At 28.8% G+C, this 11,758-nt stretch carries 8 protein-coding genes; 5 read left to right on the top strand and 3 right to left on the bottom strand.

The annotated features are described in order from the left end of the window. Positions 1-983 (bottom strand): Cj0814 family flagellar-dependent secreted protein (locus H2279_RS07010; protein ID WP_337196053.1); only part of this gene is annotated, 983 nt, incomplete at its 3' end. A gap of 350 nt (positions 984-1,333) precedes the next feature. On the opposite strand from H2279_RS07010, the gene H2279_RS07005 reads away from it, so the two are divergent. Genes H2279_RS07005 through ccsA form a run of 4 tightly spaced genes read left to right on the top strand, consistent with a single transcriptional unit; the run spans position 1,334 to position 8,736 of the window. Beyond that, positions 1,334-3,304 (top strand): cytochrome c3 family protein, encoded by a 1,971-nt coding sequence (locus H2279_RS07005; protein ID WP_337196052.1) that lies wholly within the window; start codon positions 1,334-1,336, stop codon positions 3,302-3,304. 43 nt (positions 3,305-3,347) lie between these two features. Continuing rightward, entirely contained in the window at positions 3,348-5,411 is a 2,064-nt protein-coding gene (locus tag H2279_RS07000) for a rhodanese-like domain-containing protein (protein ID WP_337196051.1), read from the top strand. 42 nt (positions 5,412-5,453) lie between these two features. After that, positions 5,454-6,041: a SoxW family protein gene (locus tag H2279_RS06995; protein WP_337196050.1), complete on the top strand. Its 588-nt coding sequence runs from the start codon at positions 5,454-5,456 to the stop codon at positions 6,039-6,041. After that, entirely contained in the window at positions 6,034-8,736 is a 2,703-nt protein-coding gene (gene ccsA / locus H2279_RS06990) for a cytochrome c biogenesis protein (RefSeq protein WP_337196049.1), read from the top strand. The genes H2279_RS06995 and ccsA overlap by 8 nt, the downstream gene beginning before the upstream one ends. Positions 8,737-8,770: 34 nt before the next feature. Here ccsA and H2279_RS06985 read toward each other — a convergent pair whose 3' ends face one another. Then, positions 8,771-9,187 (bottom strand): PepSY-like domain-containing protein, encoded by a 417-nt coding sequence (locus H2279_RS06985; RefSeq protein ID WP_137624412.1) that lies wholly within the window; start codon positions 9,185-9,187, stop codon positions 8,771-8,773. A 103-nt stretch (positions 9,188-9,290) separates the two neighbouring features. Between H2279_RS06985 and H2279_RS06980 the strand changes: the two genes are divergently transcribed. Next, positions 9,291-9,809 (top strand): rhomboid family intramembrane serine protease, encoded by a 519-nt coding sequence (locus H2279_RS06980; RefSeq protein WP_337196048.1) that lies wholly within the window; start codon positions 9,291-9,293, stop codon positions 9,807-9,809. 23 nt (positions 9,810-9,832) lie between these two features. Here H2279_RS06980 and rpoD read toward each other — a convergent pair whose 3' ends face one another. Beyond that, positions 9,833-11,698 (bottom strand): RNA polymerase sigma factor RpoD, encoded by a 1,866-nt coding sequence (gene rpoD / locus H2279_RS06975; RefSeq protein ID WP_337196047.1) that lies wholly within the window; start codon positions 11,696-11,698, stop codon positions 9,833-9,835. Between the last annotated feature and the right edge of the window lie 60 nt (positions 11,699-11,758).

The raw sequence follows: 11,758 nt of genomic DNA, 5'->3' as shown, positions 1-11,758 counted from the left end.
TTCTGACTTCTTTTAATGTAAAGTTGCATTGATAATTGCTCTTCGATAGGATTCCATATATCAGGACTGCTTGAATCTTTATAAAAAGCACTTTGAATTTTATTTTTATTCATAAAATTTTGAAAATCATTAATTTGAGCTTCATTAACATTTTTATCACGACCTATAAGTTTACCAATTAACTTAGTTTCACCTTCTAAATATGATAACCCACCCTCATTTAAAAAAGCCATTAAAACGCCGCCTTTACTTACATTGCCATCATTATCTATATAATGCGTTTTATCAATATAAGCCTTTGCATTGTCAATGGAATAAAGATTAAATATGCTGTTCGCATCAATAGGGACGTAACCATAACCATTTCCAAAATCTTTTTTAGTAGTATTAAAAGTTAAAGCTGCATCATTAATCTTATCAATATTATTTTTCCATTCTTCGTAAGTATATGTTTTGATAACATTTAAATTGTCATCAACACCAAAAGCATAAGGTATGCTTTCTAATTCTTCTTTACTAAGACTTGAATTTGAGGTTTGAGGCATAAGTTGTGAAAGTATCTTATACACATTTCCTATAGTTTTAGCTATATCAATTTTGTTAAAAAATGAAAATAAATAGTCATCACTTTCTTCAAAATTCACAAAACTTTCCATATCTTTAGCATAAATCTTATAATCTTTAGGTATTCCTGCAGCTTCATTGAAATCACTAGTAAAAAAACCATCTTCATCTACACCATAGCCTAGTATTTTATTAACAGCCTTAGATTTATCATTTACTAAATTTGAATTTGTTTCTTGGGTTTGTTTTAAAGAGGTATTATTTGAAATATTATTGTTGTTATTATGATTATTTAAATTTGTATTGTTGTTTATTTCTTTATTATTATCTACTGAATCATTTGTTTTAGAATTCTTTTTAGAATTTAAAGTATTTGTATAGTAATTATAATTTGAATAAGAATTTATACTGTTTATCATTTTACTGCCTTTTAGTATATTGATCATTTCTACCTTATATATCGGTAGAAATGATGAGAAGTTTATATTTTAGATTAATGCAAACTACTTACAATTTTAAAATATACTTAAAATAAATATATTTATAAATTATTTAATATATTTTATTGATTAGATTAATATTTTATAAAAATATTCTCTATAAAATGATATAAAAATATTTTTTATTATAAAAATATTAAATTTATTAAATATTAAACTTAATTAAGATAAATTTAATACAAACAAATTTAACAAAATATAAATAATAAATTTTATTATATAAAAAATTTATTATTTATATAAATAAACAATTTCACAAGGTGTAAATTATGAAAAAAAATATTTTTAAAAATAGTTTTTTGTGTTTATTGCTTGGAGTTGGATTTTGTTTAAGTGCAAGTAGTGCAGAAAACCCTAATGTTTTAATACAGGGGCAAGCAGCACAAGATGGCAATACAAAACCAAGAACTCTTGAGGGTTATGTACATCAGGAGGATTCTTTTTTTAAGTATTTAAAAGAAAATCACCCAATGTTTAAATACGAAAAAGAAGGACGCATAATTGGTAAATATGCTATTAGTGATAGAGAGGAAGAATATGTAGAATTTTCCAATGGTCCAACATTTGCCGAGCAAAATAATTTAGCTCATGCTTCAGTTACTTATCGCTTAGGAATGGAATCATTTTTAGATTTTCCAAATAAATTTGTAGGACCTAAAAAGTGTGGAGAGTGTCATCCAGCTCAATATAAAGCTTGGGAAAGATCTCGTCATGCTAAAGTTGTCCGTTTTCCTGATGAATTTGAAGAGGTTGGAAATGATTTAAAAAAACCTATGTATAATTCAAAATCTACAATTTTGCCTGAAGGAATTTATCCTGATGATGTATATGTGATCATTGGAACTCCTAGAACAAAATATGGTTTTATAGATAAGTGGCTTGTGCGTGGAACTTATCATGTAGAAGATGGAAATCTTAGCAATATGACTGGAAAAATTGTTGCGGGTGGAAATCAATTTTCAAGGCTTTGGAGTGAATTTTTAACTCCTGAAATGGCTAAAAAAATTGCAGAATTTTCTCCAGGTTTTCCGACCACTTTGGAACAATTTGGTGGTGATGGTTCACAAGTTTGGGGAACAAATTCTTATGCGGCTCAATATCGTAAAAATATGCTCTTTCAACCGGCAAGTTCTTATTGCGAAACTTGTCACAGTTTTAAATTTGACTTTAAAAGCAAAGAAGAATTTTATAAAGCTTTAGGAAATGCAAAAGAACTTAGAAAACATACTATTTCTAAGGGTATATCTTGTGAAGAATGTCATGGAGCTGGAGCCCATCTTTATGGTGCTAGAGGTGCTGGTATGCCTTCAAATTGTGAAAGATGCCATCAAAGATTTTCTTACAATGAAGAAGATGCAAAGAAAAATCCTAGAAAGCCTTTTAATGTGTTTTTCAAATCAAGTTGCCCAGCTTGTGGAACTGAAGGTTCGCAAATGTATAGTTCAGCGCATTATGATAAAGGAATGAGATGTGCCACTTGTCATGATCCGCATGAAGTAACTTATAATGATTGGAAAGATGGATATACAAAAGTAGGATTGAAAAAATCCTGCACAGATTGTCATGATACTCAAGCAAGTTTCTTTAAACAAGGTGGAGTACATTCTAAAGATAATTGTACAGCTTGCCATATGCCAAATATGATGAGTTGTGAAAATTTTGGAGCTATTCAAAATCCAGATAAAGGAGGATTTGATAATGTTAGAACTTCTCATATTTGGAAAATTAAAGTAGATAAAAATGCAAAAACTCTTAATCCGCCTGCAGGTAAAGAAAGGTCTCCAAAAACTCCAGGTTGGACTGTAGCTAGAGATGATGATGGAAGATTCTTCCTCGATCTTATGTGGGCTTGCGGACGTACAAGTTTTAGTGATCCAAATCTTATGGGGCCAGGTGCTAGTGGATGCCATAGTGCAGTTCAGTCTAATTTGCCAAAAAAACTTCATTTTAGTGATCAAGAAACAATTTATAATGTAGTTGTTGGTTGGCAAAAACCTGTAAAAGATGGATATGAAAATATTCTTAAAGGTATAAAAGAAATCGATAGAGCTATGGCTGAAAATCCTAAGCTATCTGTAGAGAAAAAATCTCGTGTAATTACCTTGGCAAATCAAGCAAGAGCTATTGCAGATAAAATACAAAAAGATGGATCTTGGGGTGTTCATGGACCAGTTTATTCTAAGAAGATCGTTGATGAAGCTTTAGTTTATATACAAGAAGCCAAAGATATTTTAAAATAAAATTTTTCGCCTATTTTTTAGGCGAAAATCGAAGGAGAAAGGCTTGAAACGAAATTTTATCAAAATCATATTTCTTTTTTTATGTTTTTGTGGCAGTTTGTATGCAGATGGGAAAATAAAAATTGGTATTTTAGATGGCGTAACTCCTATTAGCATGAGTGATGCTGAAAAATTTTTATATCAAAAAAATGTATATTTTATTGATATAAATTCTAAAGAAGAAAGAGAGATGGCAGGGATTATCCCTAATGCTATTTTAGTTGATAGCCAAAATTGGCAAAATTTACTTCCAAGTGATTTGAATACTACTTTAATATTTTATGGATCTAATCGTTTTACTTATAATGCCTCAAATCTTGCAAATCTAAGTCAAAAGTTAGGTTATACTCATGTTTATGTTATGCTTGATGGTATAGAATCTTGGGTGTTATCTGGTCGAAAAGTTCAAAAAGAGCAAGTAGAAAGATGGGAAAATGCTAAGAATTTGGCCGATTTTAAAGATAGTATTCACTCAAAAATGTATTTTGGAGATATTCCAAGCTGTAGAGATTGTCATGGAAAAGGTGAAGATAAAAAAATCATTCGCTATAGTAATGCTACAAATTTAGAACTTATCAATCAAAATTGTGCAAGTTGTCATAAAAATGTAGATCAAGAGTTTAAACATAGTATTCATCAAAATTTTAGTCAAATAACACTTGACGAAAATGGAAAAAAGAAAAAAACTCCAACTTGTACCACTTGTCATGATATCCATAGCAATAATGCATTGTTTAGCACTATGACTTTAAAACAAAGAAGTGATTTTAAATGCGGAGAATGCCACAAGGATAAACAAGATCGATATCATGATACTTTTCACGGAAAAGCTATGGTGTTGAATAATCCAGGTGATGCGCCTAAAATCGCTGCTTGTTATGATTGTCATGGTAAGCATAATATTTTAAAAGTTAATGATTTAAATTCAACCTTATCTTCTTTAAATCGTGTTCAAACTTGTGCTCAATGTCATCCGAATTCTAATGAAAATTTTTCAAACTTTATTGCACATGCAGATCATACAGACGGAAAGAATTTTCCATTGCTTCATGGAGCTTATGTTTTTATGACAGCTTTGGTGATTGGAGTTTTTGTATTTTTTGGATTGCATACTTTTCTTTGGAGTATTAGGCTTATTTTGGCAAGAATTTTTAATCCAATTCAATGGAAAAAAGCAAAAGAAGAGGCACATAGTGATAAAATTTTAATTAAACGTTTTTCAACTTTTCACAAAATTCAGCATTTTTTTATGGCTGCTAGTTTTCTTGGTTTAGCTTTTTCAGGATTGCCACAAAAATTTTATACAGCTCCATGGGCTCAAACCATGGTTAATGTTATGGGTGGACCAATTGGTGCAACGATTGTACATCATATAAGTGCTATTGTTATGTTTGCTGTATTTTTCTCTCACATAGGAGAAATTATTGTGGTAAATTGGAAAAGAAGGGATTTAGTGCGTGATCCTAAAACTGGAAAACTTGATAAAATGAAAATTTTAAAAGCACTTTTTGGCCCTGACTCTTTAATGCCGAATTATCAAGATTTTAAAGATATAAAAGCGCATTTTAAATGGTTTTTTGGTATGGGAGAAAGACCACAATTTGATCGTTGGACCTATTGGGAAAAATTCGATTATTTGGCTGTATTTTGGGGTATGTTTGTAATAGGATTTTCAGGATTAGTTTTATGGTTCCCGACTTTCTTTAGTTTGTTTTTACCAGGATGGATGATCAATCTTTGTTCTTTGGTGCATTCTGACGAAGCTCTACTTGCAACAGGGTTTATTTTTGCAATCCATTTTTTCAATACCCACTTTAGAGCAGATCGTTTTCCTATGGATATGGTTATTTTTTCTGGAACTCAAAGCGAGAGTGAAGTTAAAAATGAAAGAAATGTTTATTATAAACGATTGCAAGAAAGCGGAAAGCTCGAGAGTTTGTATGTGAAAAAATCTAGATTTGATTCTTATAAAGGTATAGCTAAATTAGCCGGTTATCTCATGCTTATTACAGGCATGGTGTTTTTATTCTTGATGATCTATGCTTTTATATTTGATTTATTAAAATAATTGCCTATTTTTTAGGCAATTATTTGATTGTGAAAGGAAGGAATGCTAAAAAAGATTATTTTAATTATAAATTTATTTGTATTATTTGCTTGTAGCGGTGATGATAAAATAGATAAAAATATTATTTCTAACGGAACTCAATCTTCTCAAGAAAATATAGAAATTTCAAACAATCTTGATATTAATTCTTATAAGGAAATCTCAAGTTTTTTTAAAAATAATCAAGAAATTATTTTTTCTAAAAAACCGACTTTGATTATATTTAGTGCTAACAACTGTATTTACTGTGAAAGATTAAAAAAAGAAATAAAAAATAATGAAGAAATTCAAAAAATGCTTAGTAGTGACTATAATTCTTACTATATTAATATAAGTTATCAAAAAATTCATGATTATCAAGGCGAAAAAATAAGCACTATAGAGCTTTCTCAAAAACTGGGTATTGACTCAACTCCAACTATAGTTTTTTTTAATTCTGATGGAAAAATTTTATTTATCTATCCAGGTTTTATCAGTGCCAAACGTTTTATTTTAACCATGGATCTTTTAAAAAATAAACAAAATCAAGAATTAGATGAAAATGAACTTTTGAAAAAAATATTTTTAAGTTATAGGGAGAAAAATGTTTAGAAAAATCTTTTTTTCTTTTTGGATGAGTCTTGTTTTACTGTCTATTTATGCAATTTCTTGTGCGATTGCTACTTTTATTGAAAACGATTTTGGGACAAATGCTGCTAAAGCGATGGTTTATAATGCTTTTTGGTTTGACTTGTTGCATCTTTTGCTTTTGATTAATCTTGTAGGTATTATTTTTATACATAAACTTTTTCAGAGAAAAAAATATGCCGCTTTATTATTGCATTGTGCTTTTATAGTTATTTTATTGGGTGCTGGAATCACGAGATATTTTGGGATAGAAGGCGGTATGCATATTAGAGAAGGACAAAGTTCAAATATCGTTGTTACTAGGGATGAATTTATAACTTTATTGCTTTACAATGATAATGGAAAAGTTAGAGAATATCAGTCTTTTGGAGTTGATTTTAATCCTTTGTTAAAAAATAGTTTTCAAAAAGAAATTCTAATTGAAAATAAAAAAGTAGATCTCAAATTACTTGATTATGAAAAAGCTTCTGATGCGATGAGTAGTCCTGTTATAAAGATGAAAATTTCTTTTAATGGAGACTCTAAGGAAATTTTACTCGTGCCAAATTATAATAATGAAAATGTATTGCCTTTTAGATTAGGAGGAGAAATTTTTGCACTCAATTGGGGTCCTGAAGAGATCACGCTTCCTTTTTCGATTGATTTGAAAGATTTTATTTTAGAACGTTATGCAGGTTCAATGAGTCCTTCATCTTACGCTTCAGATATTGAAGTGATAGATAAAGATAAAAGTTTTGAATATAAAATTTTTATGAATAATGTTTTAGATTATGGTGGATATAGGTTTTTTCAAAGCTCTTATGATGAGGATGAAAAAGGAACTATTTTTTCAGTCAATAAAGATCCTGGAAAAATTCCAACTTATATAGGTTATGCTTTATTGATATGTGGTTTTGTTTGGATTTTATTTGATAAAAGATCGAGATTTATTAAACTTTCAAATTATCTTAAAAATCAAAAAAATCTTATTTTGGTGATTTTTTGTCTTTTTATTGCACATACTAAGGTTTTTGCCGAATGGGATAGCTTAAAACTTGTGCAAAGCATCAAGGATAATTCTTCGCAGCATTCTTTGCTTTTTGGTAGTTTATTGGTTCAAGATTTTGATGGAAGAATTAAACCTATGGATTCTGTAGCAATGAATTATATCCATAAGATTATTAAGAAAAATAATTTTTTAGGATTAAATTATAATCAGATTTTTTTAGGCATGACTATGTATCCACAAAATTTTCAACATATAAAAATGATTAGCGTAAAAACTCCACAACTTAAAGAGATTTTAGGGGTGGATAAAAATGAAAAATATATAGCTTATAATGATGTATTTGATAAAGAATTTTACAAGCTTACAAATTATGTTGAAGAGGCGAATCGTAAAAAGCCTGTTTTAAGAAATCAATTTGATAAAGATATTTTATCCTTAGATGAAAAAATCAATATAGCTCATTATATTTATAGTGGAAAAATTTTTAGAATTTTTCCAGATCCAAGTCAAAAAACATATACTTGGTATTCTCCAGCTACTTCTATGCCTTTTGAGTCAAAAGATATAGAGAATATACAAAATTTACTTTTAAGGTATTTTTTTGATTTTGATCAAGCTTTAACAAATAAAGATTTTTCAAAAGCCGATGAAGATATAAAGAAAATTAAGGATTTTCAAAAATATTATGCTCAAAATCTTATTCCATCCAAAACAAAAATTAATTTAGAGATATTTTTAAATCACTATAATATTTTTAATAATCTTGTTTTTGTTTATATTTGCTTGGGCGGTATGTTTTTTATTCTTCTTTTTTATGAAATTTTAAGTTTAAAAAAGACATCAAAATGGTTTAAAAGAGTGTTATTTTTGCTAATTTCCTTTAGTGTAATTATTCACGCTCTTGCTTTGATCATTCGTTGGTATATTGGTGATCACGCACCTTGGAGTAATGCTTATGAAAGTATGGTTTATATCGCTTTTGCTTGTGCTTTTTCTGGTGTGATTTTTTATAAAAAATCTCCTTTAGCATTTTGCACAGCAAGCATTATGGCAGGAATTTCTTTATTTGTTGCTCATCTTGGTTTTATGGATCCTCAAATTACAAATTTAGTGCCTGTATTGAAGTCCTATTGGTTAAATATCCATGTTTCTATTATCACTGCAAGTTATGGTTTTTTAAGTCTTTGTTTTTTACTTGGAATTTTTACTCTGCTTTTATTTATGTTAAGAAATAAAAAAAGAAAACAAGTTGATCAAAGTATTTTAAATTTGCATTGCATTAATGAAATGGCGATGATATTGGGTCTTGCTTTATTAACTATTGGTAATTTTTTGGGTGGAGTTTGGGCTAATGAAAGCTGGGGAAGGTATTGGGGCTGGGATTCTAAAGAAACGTGGGCTTTAATTTCTATCGTTGTTTATACTATCATTTTACATCTTAGATTTATTTCTGTATTTAACAATCCTTATGTTTTTGCAACGGCAAGTGTGTTGGGATTTTATTCTATATTGATGACTTATTTTGGAGTGAATTTTTATCTTTCTGGGCTTCATTCTTATGCAGCTGGAGATCCTATGCCTATTCCAATTTTTTTATATCTCTTTGTGTTTTTTACTTTATTTTTTATTGTAGGAGCTTTTTTCAAAAACAAATTAAAAGGCCCTATTTAAGATGAAAAAATGAGGTGTTTAAAAACACTTCATTTTAGTAGTCTAAATTTTTATGTAAAATTGTGCCATTAAAATCGATATAAATTTTTATCCCATTACTGAGTTTTATTTTATAGTAATTAATCTTTCTTTCAATTTCTCTAGCCTTAACGTTTGGAAATTTATTTTTTATAATATCGATGATATTAGGTGGGAGAAAATTAAAATCAAAAGGATCTAATTTGCTTTCTATTTCTTTCCAAGTTCCATCGGATTCAAACTCAAGTTCTAAGCCATTGCTAAGATAAACTTCATAGGAGTTTCTATCTCTTTGAACTATACCTATAGGAACATTAAAATTTTTTTTAAGAAAAGTCTTAATATTATCAGGTAGATTATCAGGGGATATGATAATATCAGCATTTAAGTGTGTAAAAAAAATACAAATAAAGATTAAAAAAAATATTTTCAAGTTAATTTCCTAAAATATAATTTTATTATTTTAATTAATTTTATGTGAATTTTATGTGAATTTAAAGAAAATATTACAATTTTTTCAATAAAGGTTTTTAAATTTGATCACTTTATTTTTAATTTTTTTAAATATTATAGTATATTTTACTGTGCCTTATAGCAATTATAGCCTATTTGGACTCAATATTTTATTTTTTAAAGGCGATTATTGGCAAATTTTAAGTTCTATGTTTTTACATGGTGGATTAACCCATCTTATACTTAATATGATAGTGCTTTTTCAATTTGGCAGTGTATTGGAAAAATATTTAGGAAAGATATATTTTTTACTGGTTTATTTTATCGGTGGTATGTTTTGTTCGCTTTTGAGTGTTGCATATATTTATTTTTTTGATTCTAATGTTAATCTTATAGGTGCTAGTGGAGCAATTTGTGTTTTGATGGGTTATTTTGCTTTTTTAGATAGAAAAAGCACTTTGGGGATTATTATTGCAATTTTGCTTATGAGTTTTACCCCTTTGATTATGGGGATTAATATAGCTTGGTATGGACATATATTTGGTTTTATTTGTGGCTTTGCTTTGGCAAAAATAATAAGCATTAAAAAAAGATACTCTTAAATTGGAAGTAAAGCTTAAAACTTTTACTTCCAACCTTCTATATAATTTTTTAATTTTCTACCTACTTTAGGGTGTTTTAATTTTTTTATAGCCGAACTTTCTATTTGACGCACTCTTTCTCGTGTAACATTGAGTTCTTTTCCTATTTCTTCTAAGGTTCTATCACTTTCATCATCCATTAAACCAAAACGCATTCTAATAACGGTTTTTTCTCTTTCATTAAGCTGATCTAAAACCTCATCTATTTGTTCTTTTAAATCATCTTTGAGTATATGATCTATAGGAGAAAGGGAATTTCTATCTTCTACAAAGTCTCCAAATTTGCCATCATCATCACTGCCAATCGGTGCTTCTAAGGAAATAGGTTCTTTGGTGATTTTTATAACTTGTTTTACCTTATCTACGCTTAAACCAACTTCTTTAGCTATAACATTTACATCAGGCTCTTTGCCGTCTTTTTGTAAATGTTCTCGTATGATTTTATTGATTTGATTAATGGTTTCTATCATATGAATAGGAATTCTTATTGTTCTTGCTTGATCAGCAATCGCTCTTGAGATGGCTTGACGTATCCACCAAGTCGCATAGGTTGAAAATTTATATCCTCGTTTATATTCAAACTTATCAACAGCTTTCATAAGACCTATATTGCCTTCTTGGATAAGATCTAAAAATGGCAACCCGCGATTAGTATAACGTTTTGCTATGCTGACAACTAAACGTAAATTTGATTTAGCCATTCTAGTTTTTGCTTCATCTGATATTTTTTTACCTCGTTTGATTTGTTCTAAAATTTCTTTAAGGCGCTCTTTTTCCAGATCAAAGCTTTTTTTACTCGCTTCTTTTGTTTGAAAAAGCTTTTTAATTTCCATGTAAGTGCTTACCATAGTTGCTTCAAGGGCTCTTTCTGTGATCTCTTCTTTGCTAAGTTTTGTGATATCTTTGAGTATATCAGCATGACGATTTTTTAATTCTTCTGAAAACATAGGTAGGCGATATTCAAGGCGTTTGAGTTCTTTATCAAATTCTTCATCACTTTTGAGTGCCGTTTCTATTGACTTGACTATTTCACTGATTAATTTAGAAGTTGGTCCTAGATCCATTAATTTTTCTTTTAAGATATTTTTCTTAAACGCAATACCTAATTTATCTAAAAGTTCATCTCCACTTTCTTTATCTTTGGAAACTTTCAGCCAATCTTTTTTCGCTTTTTCTAATGCTTTGAATTTTTCTATAACCTTTAAGGTTCTTTCATCCTCTTTTTTATTTGTTTTTTTAGGAGTATCTTCTTCGTTTTCTAATTCTTCTTCGTTTTCTAATTCTTCTTCATCAATATCATCAAGTTTGTCTCCATTTTTTTCCTCATCGTCAAAACTTTTAAAGAGTTCTTTTACTCTTCTTTCTCTATTGATTAAAGGTTCGCGATAATCTAAAATAAAATCTATAAGATAAGGAACAGAGCAAAAAGCGTCGATGATGATATCTTCACCAAGTTCAATTTTTTTTGAAATTTCAACTTCTTCATCCTTGCTTAAAAGTGCGATTTGACCCATTTCTCTTAAATACATACGTACAGGAGAATCAGATCTACTCCATTCAAGTAAATCATTTTCATTAGCTAAGTCAAATTCATTTTCAAGGCTAATATCTTGAAGTTTTTGTTTTTCTTCTTGTAGTCTTTTCGCGTCTTCAATATTCTTCATTTGTGCAATCTCTGCAGCTGAAAATAATTGCACTTTATGTTTTTTCATTAGAGCGGTTATTTTTTTAACGGTGGCACTATTAGGTTGCTTGTCTAGATATTTGACTAGTTTTTCATAGGTGATGTAGTCTTCTTCGTTTTCTTTAAATAACTCTTCAAGCTCTAAATTTTGAGTTTTAGCATTCATCTGAATTTTTCCTTAAAACTTTGTAATTATAACCTTTGATTCTATCATAAAAATGCTTAA

It is taken from the genome of Campylobacter sp. B0100352/1 (assembly GCF_020135855.1).
GTDB lineage: Bacteria > Campylobacterota > Campylobacteria > Campylobacterales > Campylobacteraceae > Campylobacter_D > Campylobacter_D taeniopygiae.
The sequence above is the reverse complement of the archived record's forward strand: the minus strand, read 5'-3'. Positions and strand labels throughout refer to the sequence as shown.

Bases quoted from the DNA above. Each gene is read 5' to 3' on its own strand.
- ccsA (WP_337196049.1), top strand. From the start codon at position 6,034: ATGTTTAGAAAAATCTTTTTTTCTTTTTGGATGAGTCTTGTTTTACTG.
- rpoD (WP_337196047.1), bottom strand. From the start codon at position 11,698: ATGAATGCTAAAACTCAAAATTTAGAGCTTGAAGAGTTATTTAAAGAA.
- H2279_RS07005 (WP_337196052.1), top strand. From the start codon at position 1,334: ATGAAAAAAAATATTTTTAAAAATAGTTTTTTGTGTTTATTGCTTGGA.
- H2279_RS06995 (WP_337196050.1), top strand. From the start codon at position 5,454: ATGCTAAAAAAGATTATTTTAATTATAAATTTATTTGTATTATTTGCT.